Here is a 22,302-nt window from a genome sequence, read left to right on the forward strand (position 1 = left end):
TGTCCATGGCATTTACGACAGCAAGTTTGCTAGCGATATCGGAATATCGCAATTTATTCCATATTCTATACCATGGTTTCAAAATTGTCAAAAATATGGCATTATCTTTTTCTGAAAATTATTCTGGAATCTCCAGCTGATTCTACAATGAAGGGCTTATCAGTCATCTGTATATTGCTTTCGAAGGTTTCCTGCTTCAATCCGGTGATCCTTGAAAGGAAGGACTTTTCGACAGGGATTCCCAGAAGCCCTAAGTCCTCCAGTCTCCAGCCCACACATCCCGGGTCAGCTGAAATCATGTCCAGGACGAGCTCAGAAGGATGAGACAGAAGCCTTGCACCCATCTGTATCAGCTGATGGACTCCCTTCGAACCTTCACTTCTGATGTCTCCTGGAACCGCATAAACCCTCCTGTTCCACTCCTCCGCATATGCCGCTGTATGAAGGCTTCCGCTCTTCTCCCTGGCCTCAGCAACAACCACAGCTGAAGCCAAGGCCGCAATTATCCTGTTCCTCATTGGGAAGGTCCATTTTTTCGGCTTGAATCCGGGGGGATATTCGCTTAACAGCACTCCATTTTCAGCAATCAGACTGAAGAGCCTCCTGTTTTCGGACGGATAGGCTACATCCACACCACAGCCAAGTATGCACGCTGTTTTCCCTTCATTATATAAAGCTGCGAGGTGTGCTTCAGAGTCCACTCCCCTCGCACCTCCTGACACAACACAGGCTCCCAGCCGCGACACCGCGGAGGATGTCGCCCTTGCTGCAAACCTTCCATATTCTGAGCAGTCCCTTGAACCGACTATCGCGATACATGGCCTGTAAAGGAGTGAAAGGTCCCCCCTGTAGTACAGGACCATGGGAGGGGATTCCATCCTGTAAAGCTGCTCTGGATATTCTGAATCACCCACTGCAGCTACCTTTGCTCCAGCCTTCGTTATCATATCCAGAGCATCCTGATAGTCCCTCACGCCTGACCTTCCCAGGTATGGGGCACGGCCCTCCATTATGAGCCTTTCCTTCTCAGCATAAGGGACTGACGACAGAGCGATCGATAGCCGTATACCTCTGTCTAGAGACCTTGCGGATTCCCTGTCCATGAACATACCTCCTGCAAGCATGATATATCCATTATGCCTTCAGGAGGTATCCTTATTCATTCATGTTGTTTTTTCAAGTATGGATGTCAGGAAGCTCATCCTGTGGATCGGACAGGGACCCAGCCTTTTCAGCGCATCTATATGCACCTGACTCCCGTAGCCCACGTTTGAATCGAAGCCATAATCAGGATAGTACTGGTGTATGTTCTCCATTATCCTGTCCCTGTGGACCTTAGCAATTATCGAAGCACAAGCTATCGCTGCGCTCTTCGTATCTCCCTTTATGACAGGGGTGTTCCTTCCTCGGAAGTCCTTTATGGGATATCCGTCAGAAAGCACCATGTCTACCTTTATCGGAATCTGCCTCAATGACCCCCTGAACACCTCATGGTTGCAATAGGATATACCGACCCTGTCAATGTCAAGGTTGCTCATCTCATAGATTGCATAGGCTTCAGCCTGTTCCATGATTTTCTCGAAAAGTTCTTCCCTCTTCTTCCTTGAAAGCTTCTTCGAGTCATTTATCTCAAGTATCAGGGAACTATCCAAACTGTCCGTCCTGAGTACTACCGCGGCACCGACTATTGGTCCGGCAAGGGGACCCCTTCCAACTTCATCGACACCTGCCACAAGATTGCCAAACTTAGCGTCAAAGTCATATAGAGCCCTTACACGTGCAATTTCCGCAGAAATCCTGTTCTCTTCCCTTGTTATGGAGCTGCAGAGGGCCCTCACTGAAGACCTGGTATCACTGCCAAGGACATGCAGCCAGTAGTCCCTTTCCTCAAGCAGCTGACTGAGGTTTTCCTTCACGAACCTTGAGACTTCAGAAGCCTTCATGGTGCCTATTCCATCACTCATCCTGTTCATCCTCTTCCTCCGGCCACTCGAGGGTTATGTTGCCAAGCTTGTTTCCCCTGAACTCATCAAGCAGCATCACAGCAACCCTGTTGTAGTCAATTTCACCCTTTGACATTATACAGCCGCGCTTCCTTGCTATATTCTCGAGCGTCTCCAACGGGTCCTCTGAAACCGAATCAATCTTATACCTCTCTACCAGCCTGTCACCGTAATGGCTTGAAAGCCTCTCCACAAGCCTCAGGGCAAGTGTCTCGATATCCATGATCTCATCCTTGATGGCACCAGTGAATGCCAGGTGAAGGGATGTCTTCTCATCCTCGAACTTCGGCCATAGTATTCCAGGTGTATCGAGGAGCTCGATTCCATCCTTTGTTTTAATCCACTGCTTGTTCTTGGTTACGCCAGGCCTGTCGCCTACCTTTGCAATCGAAGCCTTTGCCATCTTGTTGATGAATGAGGATTTTCCGACATTTGGTATGCCTACAACCATGACACGCATGGTGTAATTGACTATCCCCCTGTTCTTGCTCCTCTCCAGCTTTTCATGGAGAAGCTCAGTAAGTGCAGGCTTTATGGAATTAAGTCCCTGTCCGGTAAGGGAGTTCACTTCAAGGACCCTTGTCGTATCATTCTCAAGCTTCCTTATCCACCTTCTGGTGACTGAGCTTTCGGCTATATCAGCCTTGTTCAGGAGTACAAGCCTCGGTTTGTTCTTTATTATCTTGTCTACCTGAGGATTCTTTGAGGACCTGACGATCCTTGCATCCCTGATCTCTATCACAGCGTCGACCAGCTTGAGATTTTCCTCAATCTCCCTTCTTGTCTTGACCATATGGCCCGGGAACCAGTTAATTGCCATGCCATCACTTCCTTTCTATCTGCGCATAAACAAAAAAGAGACCAAGGTCTCTTTTTCATCCGGATTATCTTGCTTCCTTGACCTTAGCGGCCTTTCCGACCCTGTCTCTGAGGTAGAACAGCTTAGCCCTTCTGACCCTGCCGTACCTGACCACTTCAACCTTCTCAACTGAAGGTGCATTGACTGGGAACGTCTTCTCGACGCCTACTCCGTAAGCGAGCCTTCTTACCGTGAAGTTCTCTCTTGCTCCGCCATTCTGGATCTTTGTAACAGTTCCTTCGAAGATCTGTACTCTCTCCCTGGCGCCTTCCTTGATCCTTACGTGGACCTTTACAGTGTCTCCGACGTTGAACTCAGGAAGAGCTTCTCCTCTGAGCTGCTCGGCTTCGATAGCCTTTATCAGTTCATTCATGTGCATTCCCTCCTATAAGATTAAATTGACGTTCATAGGAAATGAATCCAAGAGGACCGCCCGTACTAGCACAAACTATATTTTAACATAAAGTAATCAACATATGCAACAAATTTTCAAATGTTGCCTTGATATTCCTCGAGAGATTGTTCTGTTGGAGATTATTACCTGGTTCACTTCTGTTCCTCGAATTTTTTGAGGATCTTCTGGTCATCTCTTGAAAGCACGTGCCTTCTGTACAGGTCTGGCCGTTTCTCCCTGGTTGCCTTCAGCATCATGTACCTTCTCCATTGCCTGATATTCTCATGATGACCTGACAGGAGTATTTCAGGCACCTTCATGCCTCTGAAATCCTCGGGTCTCGTGTAGTGAGGGTACTCAAGCAGGTCTTCGGTGAATGATTCCTCCTGGGAGGATTCGTCCTTTCCGAGTACCCCTGGCAGAAGCCTCAGGATGCTGTCGATAATAGGGATCGCTGCCATCTCTCCACCGGTAAGTATGAAGTCACCGATTGACACCTCCATGTCTATGACGCTGTACGCCCTCTCGTCGATACCCTCGTAGTGACCGCAAAGGAAGACAAGCTCGTTTTCCCTGGAGAGCTCCTCGGCAAGCCTCTGGTCGAACTTCCTTCCTTTTGGCCCCAGGAAGATCACCTTCCCGCCGTTCTTTTCCTTCACATGGGCGATAGAATCGAAAAGGGGCTGCGGAGTCATCACCATTCCGCTTCCTCCTCCATAAGGAGCATCATCAACGCTCTTATGCTTGTCCAGCGTGTATTCCCTTATGTTCACGGCATTGATCTCAAAGAGGCCCTTTGACTTTGCCCTTCCGATGATGCTTTCATCGAATATCCTGAACATTTCCGGAAAAAGGGTGAGAATATCAATCCTCATAGGACCACTCCCTGACAGGTGCTATCACTACCCTGAGAGATTCGACGTCAACTTCCTTTACAATGGTCTTTAATGCAGGTATGAGAAGTTCCTTCGGTTCCCTTATCCAGTATACGTCATTGGAGCCTGTCGCTATAACATCATATATCTCCCCAAGGTCCTTCCCTTCAGTGTCAAATACCCTGCAGCCCTTGAGGTCTTCAACGAAATACGCATCCTTCTCTAGCTTTACTGCATCCTTCCTTCTGACTTCCAGGGTCTTGCCCCTTAGCCTGTCAGCTGCCTCCACGGTGTTTATCCCGTCGAGCTTGAGCACTGCCCTGTCGGTAAGAAGCTTGACCTCGAGGACTTTCACCTCTTTGCCGTCGATCAGGACATTCTTAAGGTTTCTGAACCTTTCCAGGTCATCGGTCAGAGGGAACACCTTGACCTCTCCCACGACTCCATGGGGTTTTGTTATTTCTCCGATAGTTAAATATTCCTTCATTCCTTACCTCTAAAAAAGCCTACTTACAAATGCAAGTAGGCTCTAAAGTCAAAACTACAGTATCTCGACCTGTACTTTCTTGTTCTCTTTCATCGAAGCCGCCTTGACAACAGTCCTGATAGCCTTGGCAATCCTGCCCTGCTTTCCAATGACCTTTCCCATGTCTTCTTCGGCTACCCTCAGTTCTATGACTGTCTGGCCTTCCTTTTCGACTTCGCTTACTGAGACCTTTTCAGGGAAGTCGACAAGTTCCTTGGCGATGAACTCTACCAGTTCCTTCATTGCCCTTCCTCCTCGTCTACTTCGTTATTCCAGCCTTGTTGAAAAGTCTTGCTACGACCTCTGTAGGCTGTGCGCCCTTGTTGAGCCAGCCTGCAGCCTTCTCAGCGTCGATCTTTACTGTGCTTGGCTCAGTTGTAGGATCATAGTATCCAAGCTCCTCGATGAACTTTCCGTCTCTTGGGCTCTTTGAGTCCGCAACAACCAGTCTGTAGAATGGTGCCTTCTTTGAACCCATTCTTCTAAGTCTTATCTTTACTGCCATTTGATTTCACCTCCGTATTTATTGGGGTTAGAACGGCATCTTGCCGAACATTCCCTTCTTTGGATTCTTCTGCATCGAACCCATTTGCTTCATCATCTTCTTCATGTTCTCGAAACCCTTCAGGAGCTTGTTGACATCCTGCACCGTAGTGCCTGATCCCTTAGCTATCCTTCTCTTCCTGGACGGATTGTCCAGAAGTTTCGGGTTTCTTCTTTCCTTCTGTGTCATAGACTGTATTATGCATTCAGTCTTCGCCATTTCCTTCTCGCTGTCCGACAGGTCAAGCCCCTTCATCTCCTGGGAGTTCATTCCCGGGATCATTTCAAGCAGCTTGTTCAGCGGTCCCAGCTTCTTCATCTGAGCCATGGCATTCATGTAGTCCTCGAAATTGAATTCCTTAGTCATCATCCTGGAGCCAAGTTCCCTTGCCTCCTTCTCATCTATGGCGCTCTGCGCCTTTTCGATGAGAGACATGACATCGCCCATTCCGAGTATCCTACCTGCCATCCTCTCAGGATGGAAGACCTCGATGTCAGACATCTTTTCTCCGGTACCGGAGAATTTTATAGGCTTGCCTGTCACTTCCCTTATGGAAAGCGCTGCACCGCCTCTTGTGTCTCCGTCAAGCTTGGTTACTATGACACCGGATATGTCCAGTATGGTATTGAAGTTTTCCGCGACGTTCACCGCATCCTGACCTGTCATGGAGTCGACCACAAGGAGTATCTCCCTGGGATTGACCGCTGCTTTGATGTTCTTCAGCTCAAGCATCAGTGCTTCATCGATATGGAGTCTGCCCGCAGTATCCAGAATGACCACATCGCGGCCTTCCTTTCTTGCGTGTTCCATGGCTGCCTTCGCGATATCCACCGGATTCGTCTTGTCACCAAGTGTGAATACCGGTATGTCTATCTGCTTTCCAACTACCTGCAGCTGCTTTATGGCAGCCGGCCTGTAGATGTCGCAGGCCGCAAGCAGGGGTTTCCTGTTGCGCTTCCTTAGATAAAGCGCGAGCTTGCCTGCCATGGTTGTCTTACCCGCTCCCTGAAGGCCCACAAGCATGAATACGGTGATGGACGGGTCGAAGTTAAGCTTCGCTTCCGCGCCACCCATGAGAGCAGCAAGCTCATCATGTACGATCTTCACGACCTGCTGTCCGGGCGTGAGGCTTTCCAGGACCTCAGTGCCCATCGCCTTCTCGCTGACCTTGGCTACAAAGCTTTTTACGACCTTGAAGTTAACGTCTGCTTCAAGAAGGGCAAGGCGGACCTCCCTCATGGCGTCCTTGATGTCCTTTTCCGTAAGCTTCCCTTTTCCCCTCAGCTTCTTGAAGGTTTCCTGGAGCCTTTCGGCCAATCCGTCAAATGCCATGCGATCCCTCCTTAAATTTCTCCCAGAAGACCTCTGATCTCCTGGAGAAGCGTATTGTCATCTTTCAGGCAGCTTTCACCGAGAACCATCATGATCCTTTCCTTTGTCCTTTCAGACTCCTGCGAGGACCTCATAAGGCTAAGCTTGCCTTCGTAATCCTCAAGTATCCTGATGCATCTCTTTATAAGGTCATGGATGGCCTGCCTGCTTGTATCCTGATTTTCCGCGATTTCCGACAGCGACAGGTCCATATCATAGTACATTGACATGATACTTCTCTGTTTTTCCGTCAGGAGAACCCCGTAATGATCCATCAACAAGGATATTTCCATTCTGTTTTCCATAACCTCACCTACTCACATTAACAATACTAACAAAGGGCAAACACCCTGTCAAGTATTTTTACTTAACAGGGTGCAAACAATTAAAAACAATTCCTCAGTACCAACCTAAATGACAACCTGAGCAAAGGCCTTGGGATCAAATTCCTGCAGGTCGTCTATACCCTCTCCGACTCCGATGTAGAGGACCGGAAGGTCAAGAGTCTGCTTTATTGAAAACACGACTCCGCCCTTTGCCGTACCATCCAGCTTGGTCAGGATTATTCCGTCCAGGTTCGTAACCGACTTGAACTCCCTCGCCTGTACTATGGCATTCTGACCAGTGGTTCCGTCGAGGACTATCATGGAGTATTTCCTGGCATCCCCAATCTCCCTGTCGATTACCCTGTTTATCTTCTCAAGCTCGTTCATCAGGTTCTTCTTGTTATGGAGCCTTCCCGCTGTGTCGCAGATAAGCACGTCTGCCTTTCGCGCCTTGAATGCCTGCACGGCGTCAAACACCACAGCGGCAGGGTCTGAACCCTCCTGATGCTTTACTATCTCCACTCCGGCCCTCTTTGCCCATATCTCAAGCTGGTCTATCGCAGCTGCCCTGAAGGTGTCAGCGGCTGCCAGTATCACCTTCTTGCCATCTGCCCTGTATTTGTGGGCAAGCTTACCTATCGAGGTCGTTTTGCCTACCCCGTTTACCCCGATGACGAGTATGACCATTGGACCTGTGGTATCAAACGGCTCCTCAGATTCCATGTATTCAGCAAGGACATCCCTCATTGCATCCTTCAGGAGGGCAACATCGCTGATATGCTCAGTCCTCACCTTTTTCTTCAGCCTTTCTATGATATCCACAGAGGTCTCATATCCAACATCCGAGGTTATGAGAACTTCCTCAAGCTCGTCATAAAGGTCGTCATCTATAGTGACAGCGAGGCCGAAGACCTCATTGAACTTATCTGTAAGGCTGTCTCTGGTCTTTGCAAGGCCTTCCTTGAGTTTGTCGAATAAGCTACCCAATTTCTCGTTTTCTCCTTTCTTGAGAGAGGTCCAGTGAAACTATCTTTGACACTCCCTTTTCTTCCATGGTCACGCCATAAAGCACGTCCGATGCCTCCATGGTACCCTTCCTGTGTGTTATGAGTATGAACTGGGTCTCAAGTGCAAATTCTCGAAGGAATGCTGAGAACCTCGCTACATTGGCCTCATCAAGAGCAGCCTCGATCTCATCGAGTATGCAAAACGGCGTAGGCTTCATCCTGAGGATTGCGAACGTCAGCGCTATGGCTGAAAGGACCTTTTCCCCACCTGACATGAGTGTTATGTTCTGGAGCTTTTTGCCAGGCGGCTGGACACTGATCTCAATTGGCGCTTCCAGCACATCCCCTTCTCCCAGGATTAGCTTCGCATGCCCGCCGGAAAAGAGCCTTCTGAAGGTATCCTCGAAGTTTTCGCTCATTACCTTGAAGTTTTCCTGGAACATTATCCTCATCCTGAGCGTCATGTCCGCAATGAGCTCCTTCAGCTCAGACTTGGCATCCTCGAGGTCTTTTCTCTGTGCAGTCAGGAAATCCCTGTGTATGCTTACTTCACGGAATTCCTCAATAGCTGCCGTATTTACCGAGCCAAGGCTTGAAATCTCCTTTCTCAGCTGGTTCAGCCTCTTCCTGGCGGCATCCTTGTCAGTAAGCTCTACCATCTCATCCCTTGCCTGTGCGAGTGTCATGTCGAGCTCGTCGTTGATCCTGTTGACGAGCGATATCCGCTCACCCTTAAGCTTCTCAAGTGCATCCTTCTTCCTCATCAGGTCCTTGTCAAGAACATGGTATTCTTCTTCAATCGTTGCAAGGGCACCGCTTATTTCCCTGAGGGATGCCTTGTCCCTTACCTCATCCATGGATATCCTGTCAAGCTCAGCCTCACGTGCGGTAAGGAACGAGTCGAGCCCTTCCTTTTCAGACTTCAGCCTCAGGAGCTTATCTTCAAGCTCAGCAATCGAGCTTTCAGCCTCTTTTTCCTCTGCCTCGTGCATCCTTTCCTCTTCAAGCAGGGAGCTTATGAGCTCCTCCCTTCGGTGGACGTCTTCCTCTTTTGCATTCCAGACCTCTAGAAGTCTTCCTTCAGTTACCATTATGCCAGTTATCTCTTCCTTCAGGGCGTCATATGCCCTGAAGGCTTCAGTCCTCATCTCCTTGAGGTCCCTCTGCTGCTGTCTGTTCCGTCCCCTCTCCTCCTGGAAGGAGGAAAGCCTCATTTCGATCTCGTTTAACATTTCCACAAGGGAATCCAATTCTTCCTGCCTTGACCTTACTGACATCTCCGACTCGGCCAATACCGAGTGCAGCCTTCTTACGTCAGCTCCAAACACCTCAGCCCTTTCCTTTTTCTTTGCGATCTCTATTTCAAGGAGTGATACAGCATAGGAAAGCTCCCTTTCGGCCTTTCCTCTTTCTTCCAGCGCCCTGGCCTTTTCCTGCCTCGCTGAGCTGGCTTCCTCACGGCTTTTCCTGAGGTCTGAAAGTCCTTCTGCAAGGTCTGCAAGCTGGGTCTTTCTCGAGAACAGACCAGAATTCTTGCCTGCAGCGCTTCCACCGGTCATGGAACCGCCGGCATTGACAACATCCCCTGAAAGAGTGACTATCCTATACTGGTATCCCATTTCCCGGGCTGCTGATGTGGCATGGTCAATGTTCTCTGATATGAACACCCTTCCAAGAAGATTCTCTGCGATATTTGAGTAACCTTCCTCGACCTCAAGGAAATCCAGGATGTTTCCAAGTATTCTTCCCTTCTTCAGTTGAGGCGGCTTCACCCGGGTCCCCTTCATAACATTCCTGGGAAGGAATGTTGCCCTTCCGAAGTTCTTCTCCCTGAGGACGCCTATGAGCTCCTTGGCAATATTCTCGTCATCTGTGATAATGTTTGATACAGCTGCTCCAAGTGCGGTCTCCAGGGCTGACTCGTATCCCTTGACAGGGCGTATCACGTCTCCCACAAGCCTTATCCTGCCCAGCCTCTTGCTGTTGCCTGACTTAAGATGCTCCATAAGAAGCTTGACGGACCTTGAATATCCCTCGAAATGTTCCTCAAGGTTCTTCAGAAGTCTGATCTGGGATTCGGATGCCCTTATCTCCTCTGAGAGGGACCTTACCCTTGAATCACTGTCCTCAAGTACCTTTCGGCCTTCTTCCGATTCCTTCCTGAGTACTGCAAGCTCAGCTTCCTTTTTCCCCTTTTCAGCCTCAAGTGAAGCTATTTCCGCCTCGACATCGGCCTTTGCGGAAATGTTCATCTCTGTTGATGCCCTGTAGCCTGCAAGAGCAGATTTGCCGTCCTCTATCCTGCCGGCTATACCAGCTATATCGCCACGGAGCCTCATCTCTTCTTTCCTGAGGCTGTTAAGCTTGACATCGGAATCCTCATCCTCGTCCTTGAGACCCTTCTGTTCTTCCTCGCTGGACTTCAGGTACTCCTCCATCCGTGAAAGATCTGCCCTCTTTTCTGAGAGGATCCTCCCTACTGACTCCCTTTCCCCTCTTCCTGATTCAAGCTCTTCCTTCAGGCCCGAAAGTGCTGCCTTTTCAGTCTCGCATCTTTCCCTTGAAGCTTTCTTCAGGCTCAAGCTCCTGTCCCTGAGCTTCTCCTTGTCTGCTCTTGCGGCTTCAGACATCTGCCTGTCCTTTTCCACCGCCTCAGCCTGACCTCTCTTCATGAAGAATTCTTCCTTCAGGGCTGATTGGATCTCCGCCTTCCTTTCCATTTCAGCTTCAATGGATACCTTCCTTGCAGAAATCTCATCCTTTTCCCTCAGTGCATCATTGAATCTTATCTCTGCCGCATCAGATTCAGCTGACAACTTTGCCTCATCACCCTGCATTTCATCAAGGTCTGACATTATGAGAGATATCAGGATCTCCCTGTTCTCCGCAGAAAGGACAAGGAACTTTTCAGCCTTCTCCTTTTCACGTCCAAGTGGGCCTATCCTTTCCTCGTAGGTTGTAAGTATGTCGGTAACCCTCAGCAGGTTCAGGTCGGTGTTGGCAAGCTTCTTTTCAGCCTCCTCCTTCCTCGACTTGTACTTTACTATTCCGGCTGCTTCTTCAAGAAGCGCTCTCCTGTCCTCCATCTTGCCTGACAGTATTGCCTCTATCTTTCCCTGACCGATGAGTGAATATCCTTCCTTACCTATTCCAGTATCCATGAACATCTCGTGGATATCCCGAAGCCTGCATTGGTTGTTGTTGATGAGGTATTCACTGTCTCCGGACCTGTACAGCCTCCTTGTGACGCTCACCTCAGTAAATGCAACCGGCAGGCTCCTTGATGAGTTGTCAAGCACGAGGGTGACTTCAGCGAAGCCTAGCGGCTTACGGAACTCAGTACCAGAGAATATGACATCCTCCATCTTACCGCCTCTCAAGCTTTTAACACTCTGTTCTCCAAGGACCCACCTGACTGCATCAGAGATGTTCGACTTTCCGCTTCCGTTCGGGCCCACAACCGCAGTGATCCCTTCCCTGAAATCAAGATGGGTCCTGTCGGCGAAGGACTTGAAGCCTCTTATCTCTATTGATTTAAGATACATTTGTTCCTCCTCCGTCAAAAGGGATGATTTCAAATATCCCCTTCTGTTCGCTGTCAATTGTCTCGACTCTTACTTCCACCTTCTCTGAAAGCCTTGTAAAATATCTCTTTCCTCCGGCATAAAGCTTCGACAGGTCCCTCCTGCCTATCCTCACAGTCACCCTGTCAAATCCTGCATCCTCGATCTTCCTGCACATGGCATAGCTTTCACAGAGCTCCCTGATCGCAGGGTGGTAAGGTCCGGCAAGGACATCTCTCCCTGGTGCAATGTCAGACGTAGGCTGCAACCCGACCCTTATAACATTCACTCCGGCATTCTCATACTCGACGAGCATCCTTGATGTGACTGCAACTGCCCTGTCAAGTGTATAAGGCTCATAGCTCCCTGCAAGGTACAGGTCAGCCATCTCAGTGTCCCTTATTACAAGTGCAGGGTAGATCCTTGCAATGTCAGGTTTCATCCTTATGCTTTCCCTGACGGAGAACAGGTCCTTTTCCTCATTGTCGAGAGGAAGCCCTGTCATGAGCTGGTGTCCGAGAGTGAAGCCGAATGACCTTATCATTCTGCTTGCATCCTCCACAACCCTGGGGCTGTACCCTCTTTTCGACGCCGCAAGGACATCCTCTGACAGGGACTGCACTCCAAGTTCAATGATGTCCACAAGATGCTCCTTGAGGTGCGAAAGAATGAACAGGTTGATATAGTCAGGCCTTGTTGAAAGCCTTATCCTGTCTATGATGCCATTTTCCTTGAGTTCCCTTGTCACCGAAAGAAGCTCCCTCTGTTTCCTTATGTCTAAGGCAGTGAAGGTTCCTCCGAAGAATGACACCTCCAGCTCAGTATTGTCCCTGTCGATCGTCAGAAGGTAGTCCTTCACGATCCTCCTGACATACCCTGCGTCTATGCTGTCATACTCTTCCCTGAGTACACCGGTTATCTTTGCCTGGTTGCAGAATACGCAGTCATGCGGACAGCCAACGTGCGGTATGAATATGGGTATGATGACATGTCTACGCATCGAAATCCTCCGGTCTTACAAGCTTCTCCAGTGCATCCCTTGCAGCGGTCTGCTCGGACTCCTTTTTCGAAAAGCCCTCTCCCCGTCCCATGGTAATGTCATCTATGACTACCTTGGAAAAGAATTTCCTTCTGTGAGGTGGCCCCTCGAACTTAACCATGTCATACCTTATGTCCACATCTCCATTTTCCTGAAGTATCTCCTGAAGTCTCGTCTTGTAGTCAAAGACTATCTCATTCCTTCCAGCCATCTCGATGAGGCTGCGGAAATTCCTGGCGACGAAACCCCTTGCTTCCTCCATTCCCTTGTCCAGGTATATGGCTGCTATTACCGCTTCCACTGCATCAGAAAGCAGCGAGGGTCTGGTCCGTCCGCCAGTCTGTTCCTCACCTCTGCTCATCCTCATATGCCTGCCGAGGTCAAGGGCCCTTGCAACCTCATGAAGTGAGCTCTCGCATACGATCAGTGCCCTGAGCTTCGTCAGCTCCCCCTCGGACTTTTCAACGAACTCTGAGTAGAGCATTTCGGTAATGCAAAGTTGCAGGACAGCATCTCCAAGAAACTCAAGCTTCTCATTGTAATCCATATTCTTGTGCTGATTGGCAAAGGATGAGTGTGTAAGTGCGGTCTCAATGAGCTTCTTGTCAGTGAATTCGACACCTATGGTCTTTTCAAACTCCATAAATTCATCTCCTTTATGAAGTTTATTCCTCAAGCTGCCTTATATTGCAGCCTCAGGAATAAACTTATGATCCTTTACATTATACAGAAAAAACAAAATCCCGTATACAGCACGCTGGATACGGGATTTCAAATCATCTAATCTTCTCCGGTGAGCGTCTTAAGATAATTGACAACATCTCCGACCTTCTTGGCGTTCTCCGCCTGCTCGTCGGCTATCTCTACGTCAAACTCCTCTTCAAGCGCCATGACCAGCTCGACTATGTCAAGTGAATCAGCACCAAGATCCTCGAAGGTCGAGTCCATTGTGATCTCGTCTTCGTTCAGACTGAGCTTGTCTGCAATTATTGCCCTTACTTTTTCAAACATTAAAATCACCTCCATAGATTGTATAATAGTGGAATCCCCGGTTTAATGCAACATAATCCTACTGTTCTTTTGCCATGTTTTCCTTGTAAATTTTAAGGAAGCCTCTGTCATAAAGCTTTTTCGCCTGTCTAAGCGCATTTTTGTATGCTCTTGCGTCCGAACTTCCATGCGCCTTTATTACCAGCCCGTCCACACCAAGAAGTGCAGCTCCACCTTCTTCCTTGTAGTCGTGCTTAGCCATGAACTCCTTCAGAGAAGGCTTGACCAAAAGTCCTCCTACCTTTCCCCTTGTCGTTGACATCATCGCTTCCTTTATCATGGACATAAGGTTCTTTACGACACCTTCGTACATCTTGAGTATCGTATTGCCTGTGAATCCATCACAGACCAGTATCTGTACATCACCATCCGTCACTTCCCTCGGCTCCACATTACCTATGAAGTTGATGGTAGTGTCAGCCTTCAGTAGCTGATATGCCTCTTTTGTCAGCTCATTTCCCTTTTCTTCCTCTGCACCGATATTGATCAGCCCTACCTTCGGTTTGACGAAGCCAAGTACGCTTTCAAAATAAACCCTTCCCATCCTGGCAAACTCAACCAGATTGTATGGCTTGACATCTGCATTCGCTCCGAGGTCTATCACCATGAACCTGCCGTTCTTTCCAGGTATGAGGGCGGCAAGCGCAGCCCTGTCGATTCCCTTTATCCTGCCTATGATAAGGAGACCTCCTGCAAGAAGAGCTCCGGTTGACCCTGCTGAGACCACGGCGTCTGCCTTTCCTTCCCTGACCAGGTCGAAGGCTCTCCTTAAGGATGAATCCTTCTTCCTTCTCAAGGCGATCACCGGCGCTTCATCAAGGCTGATGACTTCCCTCGCATCCAATATCTCGACCTTTGTCTTGTCAAACTGATACTTTGCAAGCTCAGCCTCTATCTTCTCCTTAGGACCTGTTATCACGACATTCACACCATATTCATTGACTGCCTGGATCGTACCCGCCACCACTTCCTGTGGAGCGTGGTCTCCACCCATTCCGTCTACCGCTATCCTCATATGGTACCTCCACTTAAAATATTCTTACTGCCGCAATTATAACATATTGCAATAGTAAGACATACATGTCATTCATATGAAAAAACAAAAAAGCCAGCCATGGGGACCGGTAAAACGATTCCCTGACTAGCTTATTGACATTCTAAAACATCACAAAAATGTCTATTCAGCCTCTACAGCTACTACTTCCTTACCGTCGTAGTATCCGCATGCCTTGCAGACTCTGTGGGGGAGCTTCTTCTCATGGCACTGCGGGCACTCTACGAGTCCTGGAGCCGCGAGTGTGAAGGTCTGAGCCCTTCTCCTGTCTCTTCTGCCTTTAGAAAACTTTCTAGCTGGATTTCCCATTGTTACACCTCCTTGAAAATGTCCTTGAGAGCCGATAGCCTCGGATCCTCATCTATGGATGCACAATCGCACTCACTTACGTTGAGGTTGGTTCCGCAGCTCTGGCAAAGGCCTTTACAGTCCTCTTTGCATAGGACTTTTATGGGCATCGAGATATAGATGCTGTTCAGAACAACATCCCTGAGGTCAATAAATCCGCCTTCCTGGACAGGCACAAGTCCCTCTTCTTCTTCTCCGCCTTCTGCGATCTTTTCGTCTATTTCGACTACGAGATCCCTTTCAAATTCTTCCAAACATCTTGAACATGTCTCCGACAGTCTGGTCGTCGCGGTCAGCTTAACAGCCGCAACCCCTTCGGCCACATCGACCGTGCCGGTGACCTTTATCGGTTCAAGAGTCCTGATCTCCTCATTGTTGAAAACAAGCTGGCTTGCCGATATGGCAAATTCCACAATCCTTGTTATACCGGTCTTGTTGATATCACGCAGTGATATAAGCATATCTACTCCTAGATCTTCATCCTCAGGCATCCTGTGTGAGTAGGATGGTGCCAAAAGGATAAAGTTTTGCCCTTGTGAGCAAACACGTATTATTATATTTATTCGGAGTTAAAAAGTCAAGCATTTTCAAACCAACCGGCTTGTTCTGCTTTTTCACGAATGCTTCATTTCGTGTTCCCTATTCTCTCCGTACCTCGATTATATACCAATCCATGGATTTGTGAAGAGGGAGCTCCATTTTTTACCTTTTTGTACTTTTTTATGGCTGAAGTGAAGATATAATTAAGGGGATAATTGTATAGGACGGTGAGTAAAATAGCCAGAAACGTCAAAAAAGCGATCCCATGGGCACTGCTCCCGATGCTGCTTCTATCCTCCTGCGGATTCTTTGAGCCTGCAGCAGGCTCCGCCGAACCGACTGCGGCAACGTCCCCTACGGCTCCAGTAAAACCTTCGTCACCTTCAGTCCCGCCAGAACCCCCTGAGCCTGACAACACGGTGGTCATCACTGCTGTCGGCGACATCATGGTCCATTATCCTCAGCTTGTCGCCCAGAAGACTGGAGAAGGGACGTACGACTTCAATGATAACTTCATTTTCATAAAGGACATCATAGGGGATTCGGACCTGTCGTTTGCTAACCTGGAAACCACCATACTCGCAAGCAGGAAGCCATCCACCTACCCGCGCTTCAACTCACCCCCGGAGCTGCTCGATGCAATAAAATCAGCTGGCTTCGATATCATTTCAACGATCAACAACCACACAATGGATACCGGCAAGGCAGGTGTCCTCGCTACTCTGGATGAGCTAGACGAAAGAGGTCTCACCTCTGTAGGCACATACAGGAACAAGAATGACGTCAAGTATGTAGTCCGAACGGTAAAGGACATGAAGTTCGGGATAGCAGCATACACATGCGGATACTTCAACAGCAGCGGTTCATACATCAACAACATACCGACTGAGGGCATGGGAAGCCAGCTGAACATCATAGACACTACCAGCGTGGATTCCTCCTTCGAAAAGATCAGGGTCCAGATTGAAAAGATGAAGCAGGAAGGCTGTGAGTTCATCACAATCATACTGCACTGGGGTACGGAGTACCAGAAGGAGCCAAACAGCTACCAGAAGAAGCTCGCAAGGAAGCTTGTTGATGAAGGAGTCGACCTGATACTCGGTTCACACCCTCACCTAGTCCAGTCCATGGAATTCCTCAAGTCATCCGATGGAAAGCATGAAGGCCTTGTCGCCTACTCCATGGGAAACTTCCTTTCCAACCAGAGGTTCGATATCCTTGAGATAAAGGGAACAGAAACCGGAATGGTTGCGAGAGTGACACTCGATAAGGATGAGGATGGCAATATAGCGATCATGAAGGCCGAATACATTCCCACATGGATAAGCCTTACAGGCGTCGAAGAGAATGCCGACTACAAGATATTGCCGATAGGGAGCGACTATGTGGAAACCGCAGAAAAGTACGATGCGGATGAGAAATCTGTAAAGGAATCCCTTGAATGGCTGAGGTCAGTCATGAAGGACGAGAAGGTCACCATTTACGGAGAATAGACCGAACCGATCAAACCTGAATAAGATAAGACAGCCGGACCAAATGAAGTGGTCCGGCTGCATTATTTCACTATTTTACCAATGCCAATGTGTCTCTTGCTATCATGAGCTCCTCGTTAGTAGGAACTACAAGGACCTTCACTTTGGAGTCGTCAGTGGATACTACTGTCTCTTTTCCTCTTACCTTGTTCTTAGCCCTGTCAAGGTTGATTCCAAGGTACTCAAGGTCAGATGCTATAGCCTCCCTGGCTTCAGGGGCATTCTCTCCGAGACCTGCAGTGAATACGAGGGCATCTATTCCGTTCATGGCTGCCACGAAATATCCTATGTACTTCTTGACCCTGTAGTAGAACACATCAAGGGCAAGGTTCGCCCTGTTGTTGCCGCCGTCAGCTGCAACCTCAATGTCCCTGAAGTCTGAAGATACGCCTGAGAGTCCAAGCACACCCGACTTCTTGTTCATGATGTCCAGAACTTCATCGTAGGAGTAGTTGTACTCCTTCATGAGGTAAGGGATTATCGCAGGGTCTATGTCTCCGCATCTTGTTCCCATGAGGAGACCTTCAAGCGGAGTGAAGCCCATCGAAGTGTCAACTGACTTGCCGTTGTGTACAGCTGCAACAGATGCGCCGTTTCCAAGATGGCATGTGACTATCTTGAGGTCCTTTACATCCCTGCCCAGTATCTCAGCAGTCCTGTATGAGACATATTTGTGGCTTGTTCCGTGGAAGCCGTACTTCCTTATATGGTTTTCCTTGTACATCTCATAAGGAAGTCCATAGAGGAAAGCCTTTTCCGGCATGGTCTGATGGAATGCCGTATCGAATACCGCAACCATCTTCGTGTCAGGCATAAGCGTCTGGCAGGCCCTTATTCCTATTATGTTCGGCGGATTGTGCAGCGGTGCGAGAGCCGAGAAGTCAACAAGGTCCTTCATGACCTCGTCATTGATGATGACGGAATCAGCATACTTTTCTCCACCATGGACAACCCTGTGTCCAACAGCACCGATCTCATCCATTGAAGCGATGACGCCGTTAGTGCCGTCTGTGAGTGTGTCAAGGACATGCTTGATAGCATCCTTGTGGTCCTTCATTGGAACGGACAGTACATACTTATCCCTTCCATCCACCTTCTGAGTGAGCTTTGAGCCTTCAATCCCGATTCTTTCTACAAGACCGTTCGCAAGGGCGTTTTCATTGTCCATGTCGATCAGCTGATACTTGAGGGATGAGCTTCCGCAATTGATTACAAGTACTTTCATTGGTTTCCTCCTGCCTTTTAGCTATATATATTTATTTAATTGAAAGCTATTTCTGTGCCTGTGCCTGAACAGCTGTTATTGCCACGACATTCACTATGTCCTCGGCGCTGCAGCCTCTTGAAAGGTCATTTATCGGCTTTGCAAAGCCCTGGCATATCGGTCCTATGGCTTCTGCTCCTGCAAGCCTCTGTACGAGCTTGTACCCTATGTTTCCAGCCTGGAGGTCAGGGAATACGAGGACATTTGCCTCTCCAGCAACCTTCGAGTTTGGAGCCTTCTGCTTACCTACCTTTGCAACAAGGGCAGCATCAGCCTGAAGCTCGCCTTCTATAGCAAGGTCAGGTCTCAGCTCGTTCGCCTTCTTTACAGCATTCTGGACCTTGGTAACAAGCTCGTGCTTTGCGCTTCCCATTGTCGAGAACGAAAGCATCGCAACCTTCGGGTCCATTCCGCAAAGCTTCTTCGCCGTATCTGCTGTAGAGATCGCGATCGCTGCAAGCTCATCCTCATTCGGATTCGGATTGACAGCACAGTCTGCAAACAGCATCATGCCTTCCTTGCCGTAGCTCTCGTCTTCAAGAAGCATTACGAAGAATGATGAAACGACGCTTATTCCAGGAGCGGTCTTCACTATCTGGAGACCCGGCCTCAAAAGGTCACCGGTCGTATGTATGGCGCCTGATACCATTCCCTGGGCATCGTCCTTCTTGACCATCATGGTACCGAAATACATCGGGTCCAGCATGGTCTTTGCAGCTATCTCTTCAGTCACACCCTTTGATTTCCTGAGCTCGTAGAATTCCCTGACATATTCTGCGGTTTTCTCAGACTTCGCAGGGTCCTGTATCTCGATCCCTTCTATGTTCAGTCCCAGCTTCTCGGCCTTCTCCCTGATGACTTCCCCGTTTCCTACAAGTATGACCTCCGCTATCTTCTCAGCATTGATTTCAGCGGCAGCGGTGAGATTCCTTTCCTCTTCGCCTTCCGGCAGGACTATTCTCTGTATGTCGCTTTTGGCCATTTCCTTCATTTTTGACATAAAATCCATAAAATTTTCTCCTTTCGTGTTTACCTCTTAATATGATACAACTTTCAATGTGTGCATTTCAAGGTAAATGCAGTAAAATATACTTTATAATAGATTGGAGGTTACATCATGAGACCTTGCGCCATAATCGCTGAATATAATCCATTCCACAAGGGGCATGCTTACCAGGTTGAAGAGACACGGAAAAATGGTGCGACCCACGTCATCGCACTGATGTCAGGGAACTTCGTGCAGCGCGGAGCGCCTGCACTGTTTGACAAGTACCGAAGAGCCCATATGGCAGTCCTTGGCGGGGTAGACCTGGTGCTCGAGCTGCCTTCGGTATATGCGCTCTCATCGGCTGAATTCTTCGCACGTGGCTCGGTCGACATCCTGAACAGCCTTCATGGAATCAAGATGCTTTCCTTCGGCTCAGAAGCCGGAGACTTAGATACCCTTTCAAGGATCGCAGAAATCGTCTCTGAGGAACCTGATGAGTACAGATTACTTCTAAGGAAACACCTTGACCTCGGGCAGTCATTTCCAGGAGCAAGGTCAAAGGCCCTCGAAGCTATGCTTCCGGATATTCCTCAAGGTGTTCTTTCAAGCCCCAACAACATTCTTGGAGTTGAGTATCTGAAGGCACTCCGAAAGACAGCCTCATCCATCGAACCGTTTACGATCAGGAGGCAGGGAGCCGGCTACCATGATGAAGACCTTGGGAAGTCGCTTCCGTCAGCCACAGGGATAAGGAAGCTTCTCCTTGAGGGCGGTACTGCAGAAGGACTGCTCCCGTCAAGTTCCGGGGACGAGCTTGCGAGTCTTGTCTCATCAGGATATTCGATGGTCACCCTCGAGAGCTGCAGGGACCTGCTCCTGTACAGGCTGACTGTAGATGGAGACCGCCTTTCAAGCCTCCCGGATGCTGCCGGCGGTCTTGGTGAGCGCATGGCAGCCCATTCACACCTCATAGGTTCGGTTGGAGTTATTGGTTTCATTGAGGCTGTCAAGACAAGGCGATATACCCATACAAGGATATCGAGGATACTCATGCAGTTCCTCCTGTCTTTCGACAGGTGCGACCTTGACAGCCTGAGGAGGGGTGCTCCGGGTTCAGTCAAGATCCTCGAGTCGACTCCTAGAGGGAACGAGTTCCTTGCTTCCATAAGGAAGGATACTGAAATCAGGCTCATCCATAACTTCGGAAAGGAAACCGACGAATACCAGACACTTGATTCAAAGGCATCAAAGGTCTATGGACTGCTTTGCAGGGATTATGACGATTCGTGGGATTTCAAGGGCTACATATGACAAAAAGCAAGGCTCCCAGCACCTGTCTTAGGATGCTTGCGAGCCTTCTTGCTGTCTATTTCATTTCCCTGAGTTCCTTGATATTTTCCCTCACGACTGCCGCAGTTCCTGTTATGTCCCTGTTGTAGTCCGATATGAATCCTTCGAACAGCTTCTTGAGGCTTACCATCATCTCGCTGTTCTTGGACTGGAGCTCCTTCTCGAGGTCAGTAAGAAGATTGTCCGCATAATCCCTTGCAGACAGCCTTACCATCTTAGCATCTGACTGGGCCTTCGCGATTATCTCCTTGGCCCTGACTTCGGCTTCCTTCACAAGGTCATGGTTGTCAAGCTTCGCCTTCATGAGCTCAGCCACCTCAGCCTTGGACCTTTCATACTCACTCCTGGCCTCGTTTAGGATCCTGTCCTTTTCAGAAAGCACCCACTGTGCTGTCCTCAGGTCTTCAGGAAGCGCCTGTGTAAGCTCATCAAGGACTGAAGTGAGCTCATCCTTGTCCACCATTACCTTCTTGCTGAAGAATACCTTCTGACCGTCCTCGACAATCTCCTGCAGAACTTCTACAAGACTCGTTATCTCGATTTTCTTTGAGGTTACCCCATAACTTTCATTCATATCAAATCCCCCTGTTCTTTCTTTCCTTGGCATATATCTCTTCAAGAAGTTCATCAGGAACCAGGCCGCTGATATCTCCCTCGAAATGTACTATCTGCTTTATGTTTGATGAGCTGATATATGAATTGCACGGTTCCGTCATGAGCAGCACTGTATCAATATCCTGCGAAAGCTTCTTGTTGGTATGGGCCATCTGTATCTCATAGTCGAAGTCAGCGACTCCCCTAAGTCCCTTGACTATGACATCAGCCCCTTCTACCTTGAGGAAATCAACCAGCAATCCTTCGAAACTCTTCACTTCAATATTATCATAATTGCCGACCACTTTCTTTATCATCGCCAATCTTTCTTCTACAGTGAACATGCACCTCTTGTCGATGTTGTTAAGCACAGCGACAATCACTCTGTCAAAGATCCTCATGGACCTCAGCATTATATCAAGGTGACCGTTTGTCATTGGATCGAAACTGCCTGGGTATACAGCTGTTGTCATACATGCTCCTTTCGATGCTGGTAGAAGGCAAGGACGGTCTTGCCGTACTTTCTCCTGTCCACTAATTCAAGGCTTCCTTCCGGTTCGTATATATCCTCGGATATGTCATATTTTGATACTATCACTCCGTCAGATGAAAGGAGCCCTAGCTCCTCGATCATGAGGACTGATGTTTTCACCATATTGTTCAGATACGGAGGGTCCACAAATATTATATCAAAAACATCGCCCTTATACCCTGCTTTTTTGCAATATTCATATGAATCTGAGAGGATGGCGGTTGATTTTCCCGAAAACCCCAGATTTTCCACGTTTTTTGTGAGTATATCATATGTTTCCCTCGATTTTTCGACCATTACGGCACTTCCTGCACCTCTGCTTATGCTTTCGAGTCCAAGGCTTCCCGTACCGGAAAACATGTCAAGCACCCTTGCATCAAGTATCTTCCCGCTTATTATGCTGAACATGGATTCCTTCACCCTGTCAAGCGTCGGTCTTGTTGCATTGATGTCGCCCTTCTCGGTTATCCTTCCTTGATTGTGCGGTGACAGAAGTTTTCTGCCCTTCGCGCTTCCAGCTATTATCCTCATCTGTTCCTCCTG

Annotated in this window: 25 protein-coding genes; 2 read left to right on the top strand and 23 right to left on the bottom strand. The window is 48.7% G+C overall.

The annotated features are described in order from the left end of the window. Window positions 1-101: 101 nt before the first annotated feature. The 18 genes from dprA to T472_RS03275 form a co-directional block, all read right to left on the bottom strand. Window positions 102-1,103 carry a DNA-processing protein DprA gene (dprA, locus tag T472_RS03190; protein ID WP_023387865.1) on the bottom strand — a complete coding sequence of 334 codons (1,002 nt, stop codon included), beginning with the start codon at window positions 1,101-1,103 and terminating at the stop codon, window positions 102-104. 60 nt (window positions 1,104-1,163) lie between these two features. Continuing rightward, entirely contained in the window at window positions 1,164-1,973 is an 810-nt protein-coding gene (rnhB, locus tag T472_RS03195) for a ribonuclease HII (protein WP_023387864.1), read from the bottom strand. Further along, window positions 1,957-2,823, bottom strand: coding sequence for a ribosome biogenesis GTPase YlqF (gene ylqF, locus T472_RS03200; protein WP_023387863.1), 867 nt, complete (start codon window positions 2,821-2,823; stop codon window positions 1,957-1,959). The genes rnhB and ylqF overlap by 17 nt, the downstream gene beginning before the upstream one ends. Window positions 2,824-2,887: 64 nt before the next feature. Then, entirely contained in the window at window positions 2,888-3,235 is a 348-nt protein-coding gene (gene rplS / locus T472_RS03205; RefSeq protein ID WP_023387862.1) for a 50S ribosomal protein L19, read from the bottom strand. A 173-nt stretch (window positions 3,236-3,408) separates the two neighbouring features. Next, complete coding sequence (gene trmD, locus T472_RS03210; protein WP_023387861.1) at window positions 3,409-4,131, bottom strand: tRNA (guanosine(37)-N1)-methyltransferase TrmD; 723 nt, start codon at window positions 4,129-4,131, stop codon at window positions 3,409-3,411. Continuing rightward, window positions 4,121-4,618, bottom strand: a complete 498-nt coding sequence (rimM, locus tag T472_RS03215; protein WP_023387860.1) for a ribosome maturation factor RimM — start codon at window positions 4,616-4,618, stop codon at window positions 4,121-4,123. Before rimM ends, trmD begins: the two co-directional genes overlap by 11 nt. 54 nt (window positions 4,619-4,672) lie before the next feature. Next, window positions 4,673-4,900, bottom strand: a complete 228-nt coding sequence (locus tag T472_RS03220; RefSeq protein WP_023387859.1) for a KH domain-containing protein — start codon at window positions 4,898-4,900, stop codon at window positions 4,673-4,675. A gap of 16 nt (window positions 4,901-4,916) precedes the next feature. Then, complete coding sequence (gene rpsP / locus T472_RS03225) at window positions 4,917-5,162, bottom strand: 30S ribosomal protein S16 (protein ID WP_023387858.1); 246 nt, start codon at window positions 5,160-5,162, stop codon at window positions 4,917-4,919. 27 nt (window positions 5,163-5,189) lie between these two features. Next, complete coding sequence (ffh, locus tag T472_RS03230; RefSeq protein WP_023387857.1) at window positions 5,190-6,533, bottom strand: signal recognition particle protein; 1,344 nt, start codon at window positions 6,531-6,533, stop codon at window positions 5,190-5,192. A gap of 11 nt (window positions 6,534-6,544) precedes the next feature. After that, window positions 6,545-6,877: a putative DNA-binding protein gene (locus T472_RS03235; protein WP_023387856.1), complete on the bottom strand. Its 333-nt coding sequence runs from the start codon at window positions 6,875-6,877 to the stop codon at window positions 6,545-6,547. Between the two features lie 105 nt (window positions 6,878-6,982). Beyond that, window positions 6,983-7,885 (bottom strand): signal recognition particle-docking protein FtsY, encoded by a 903-nt coding sequence (gene ftsY, locus T472_RS03240; protein WP_023387855.1) that lies wholly within the window; start codon window positions 7,883-7,885, stop codon window positions 6,983-6,985. Further along, a complete protein-coding gene (gene smc / locus T472_RS03245; protein WP_023387854.1) occupies window positions 7,878-11,450 on the bottom strand; it encodes a chromosome segregation protein SMC in 3,573 nt (1,190 codons plus the stop codon). The genes ftsY and smc overlap by 8 nt, the downstream gene beginning before the upstream one ends. Beyond that, window positions 11,440-12,468 carry an elongator complex protein 3 gene (locus tag T472_RS03250; protein ID WP_023387853.1) on the bottom strand — a complete coding sequence of 343 codons (1,029 nt, stop codon included), beginning with the start codon at window positions 12,466-12,468 and terminating at the stop codon, window positions 11,440-11,442. Before T472_RS03250 ends, smc begins: the two co-directional genes overlap by 11 nt. Further along, window positions 12,461-13,150, bottom strand: coding sequence for a ribonuclease III (rnc, locus tag T472_RS03255; RefSeq protein ID WP_023387852.1), 690 nt, complete (start codon window positions 13,148-13,150; stop codon window positions 12,461-12,463). The genes T472_RS03250 and rnc overlap by 8 nt, the downstream gene beginning before the upstream one ends. A gap of 137 nt (window positions 13,151-13,287) precedes the next feature. After that, the gene (acpP, locus tag T472_RS03260; protein ID WP_023387851.1) at window positions 13,288-13,518 is read right to left on the bottom strand and encodes an acyl carrier protein; all 231 of its coding nucleotides are present in this window, start codon (window positions 13,516-13,518) and stop codon (window positions 13,288-13,290) included. Window positions 13,519-13,576: 58 nt separating this feature from the next. After that, entirely contained in the window at window positions 13,577-14,572 is a 996-nt protein-coding gene (plsX, locus tag T472_RS03265) for a phosphate acyltransferase PlsX (protein WP_023387850.1), read from the bottom strand. 162 nt (window positions 14,573-14,734) lie between these two features. Further along, window positions 14,735-14,920, bottom strand: coding sequence for a 50S ribosomal protein L32 (gene rpmF / locus T472_RS03270; protein WP_023387849.1), 186 nt, complete (start codon window positions 14,918-14,920; stop codon window positions 14,735-14,737). 2 nt (window positions 14,921-14,922) lie between these two features. Continuing rightward, window positions 14,923-15,420, bottom strand: coding sequence for a YceD family protein (locus tag T472_RS03275; protein ID WP_023387848.1), 498 nt, complete (start codon window positions 15,418-15,420; stop codon window positions 14,923-14,925). A 306-nt stretch (window positions 15,421-15,726) separates the two neighbouring features. Here T472_RS03275 and T472_RS03285 point away from each other — a divergent pair, with 306 nt between their 5' ends. Then, complete coding sequence (locus T472_RS03285) at window positions 15,727-16,992, top strand: CapA family protein (protein WP_207643939.1); 1,266 nt, start codon at window positions 15,727-15,729, stop codon at window positions 16,990-16,992. A gap of 70 nt (window positions 16,993-17,062) precedes the next feature. On the opposite strand, the gene T472_RS03290 is transcribed toward T472_RS03285, so the two are convergent. Both T472_RS03290 and pta read right to left on the bottom strand, forming a co-directional pair. Then, complete coding sequence (locus tag T472_RS03290; RefSeq protein ID WP_023387845.1) at window positions 17,063-18,256, bottom strand: acetate/propionate family kinase; 1,194 nt, start codon at window positions 18,254-18,256, stop codon at window positions 17,063-17,065. A 46-nt stretch (window positions 18,257-18,302) separates the two neighbouring features. Further along, window positions 18,303-19,304 carry a phosphate acetyltransferase gene (gene pta / locus T472_RS03295; RefSeq protein ID WP_023387844.1) on the bottom strand — a complete coding sequence of 334 codons (1,002 nt, stop codon included), beginning with the start codon at window positions 19,302-19,304 and terminating at the stop codon, window positions 18,303-18,305. Between the two features lie 108 nt (window positions 19,305-19,412). Here pta and T472_RS03300 point away from each other — a divergent pair, with 108 nt between their 5' ends. Then, the gene (locus T472_RS03300) at window positions 19,413-20,594 is read left to right on the top strand and encodes a tRNA(Met) cytidine acetate ligase (protein ID WP_023387843.1); all 1,182 of its coding nucleotides are present in this window, start codon (window positions 19,413-19,415) and stop codon (window positions 20,592-20,594) included. A 55-nt stretch (window positions 20,595-20,649) separates the two neighbouring features. Here the strand turns inward: T472_RS03300 and T472_RS03305 are convergent, their stop codons facing one another. The 3 genes from T472_RS03305 to rsmD are packed head-to-tail and all read right to left on the bottom strand — an operon-like array spanning window position 20,650 to window position 22,290. Then, a complete protein-coding gene (locus T472_RS03305) occupies window positions 20,650-21,207 on the bottom strand; it encodes a hypothetical protein (RefSeq protein ID WP_023387842.1) in 558 nt (185 codons plus the stop codon). A gap of 1 nt (window position 21,208) precedes the next feature. Continuing rightward, window positions 21,209-21,700, bottom strand: coding sequence for a pantetheine-phosphate adenylyltransferase (gene coaD / locus T472_RS03310; RefSeq protein WP_023387841.1), 492 nt, complete (start codon window positions 21,698-21,700; stop codon window positions 21,209-21,211). Beyond that, on the bottom strand, window positions 21,697-22,290 hold the full coding sequence (gene rsmD, locus T472_RS03315; RefSeq protein WP_023387840.1) for a 16S rRNA (guanine(966)-N(2))-methyltransferase RsmD: 594 nt from the start codon (window positions 22,288-22,290) through the stop codon (window positions 21,697-21,699). Before rsmD ends, coaD begins: the two co-directional genes overlap by 4 nt. Window positions 22,291-22,302 lie beyond the last annotated feature (12 nt).

Source organism: Youngiibacter fragilis 232.1 (assembly GCF_000495435.3).
Classification (GTDB): domain Bacteria; phylum Bacillota; class Clostridia; order Clostridiales; family Clostridiaceae; genus Youngiibacter; species Youngiibacter fragilis.

Bases quoted from the DNA above. Each gene is read 5' to 3' on its own strand.
- rnc (WP_023387852.1), bottom strand. From the start codon at position 13,150: ATGGAGTTTGAAAAGACCATAGGTGTCGAATTCACTGACAAGAAGCTC.
- T472_RS03305 (WP_023387842.1), bottom strand. From the start codon at position 21,207: ATGAATGAAAGTTATGGGGTAACCTCAAAGAAAATCGAGATAACGAGT.
- rsmD (WP_023387840.1), bottom strand. From the start codon at position 22,290: ATGAGGATAATAGCTGGAAGCGCGAAGGGCAGAAAACTTCTGTCACCG.
- smc (WP_023387854.1), bottom strand. From the start codon at position 11,450: ATGTATCTTAAATCAATAGAGATAAGAGGCTTCAAGTCCTTCGCCGAC.
- rpmF (WP_023387849.1), bottom strand. From the start codon at position 14,920: ATGGGAAATCCAGCTAGAAAGTTTTCTAAAGGCAGAAGAGACAGGAGA.
- acpP (WP_023387851.1), bottom strand. From the start codon at position 13,518: ATGTTTGAAAAAGTAAGGGCAATAATTGCAGACAAGCTCAGTCTGAAC.
- T472_RS03275 (WP_023387848.1), bottom strand. From the start codon at position 15,420: ATGCTTATATCACTGCGTGATATCAACAAGACCGGTATAACAAGGATT.
- plsX (WP_023387850.1), bottom strand. From the start codon at position 14,572: ATGAGGATAGCGGTAGACGGAATGGGTGGAGACCACGCTCCACAGGAA.
- rimM (WP_023387860.1), bottom strand. From the start codon at position 4,618: ATGAAGGAATATTTAACTATCGGAGAAATAACAAAACCCCATGGAGTC.
- T472_RS03290 (WP_023387845.1), bottom strand. From the start codon at position 18,256: ATGAAAGTACTTGTAATCAATTGCGGAAGCTCATCCCTCAAGTATCAG.
- T472_RS03300 (WP_023387843.1), top strand. From the start codon at position 19,413: ATGAGACCTTGCGCCATAATCGCTGAATATAATCCATTCCACAAGGGG.
- T472_RS03250 (WP_023387853.1), bottom strand. From the start codon at position 12,468: ATGCGTAGACATGTCATCATACCCATATTCATACCGCACGTTGGCTGT.
- rnhB (WP_023387864.1), bottom strand. From the start codon at position 1,973: ATGAACAGGATGAGTGATGGAATAGGCACCATGAAGGCTTCTGAAGTC.
- dprA (WP_023387865.1), bottom strand. From the start codon at position 1,103: ATGGACAGGGAATCCGCAAGGTCTCTAGACAGAGGTATACGGCTATCG.
- rplS (WP_023387862.1), bottom strand. From the start codon at position 3,235: ATGAATGAACTGATAAAGGCTATCGAAGCCGAGCAGCTCAGAGGAGAA.
- T472_RS03235 (WP_023387856.1), bottom strand. From the start codon at position 6,877: ATGGAAAACAGAATGGAAATATCCTTGTTGATGGATCATTACGGGGTT.
- rpsP (WP_023387858.1), bottom strand. From the start codon at position 5,162: ATGGCAGTAAAGATAAGACTTAGAAGAATGGGTTCAAAGAAGGCACCA.
- T472_RS03220 (WP_023387859.1), bottom strand. From the start codon at position 4,900: ATGAAGGAACTGGTAGAGTTCATCGCCAAGGAACTTGTCGACTTCCCT.
- coaD (WP_023387841.1), bottom strand. From the start codon at position 21,700: ATGACAACAGCTGTATACCCAGGCAGTTTCGATCCAATGACAAACGGT.
- ylqF (WP_023387863.1), bottom strand. From the start codon at position 2,823: ATGGCAATTAACTGGTTCCCGGGCCATATGGTCAAGACAAGAAGGGAG.
- pta (WP_023387844.1), bottom strand. From the start codon at position 19,304: ATGGATTTTATGTCAAAAATGAAGGAAATGGCCAAAAGCGACATACAG.
- ffh (WP_023387857.1), bottom strand. From the start codon at position 6,533: ATGGCATTTGACGGATTGGCCGAAAGGCTCCAGGAAACCTTCAAGAAG.
- trmD (WP_023387861.1), bottom strand. From the start codon at position 4,131: ATGAGGATTGATATTCTCACCCTTTTTCCGGAAATGTTCAGGATATTC.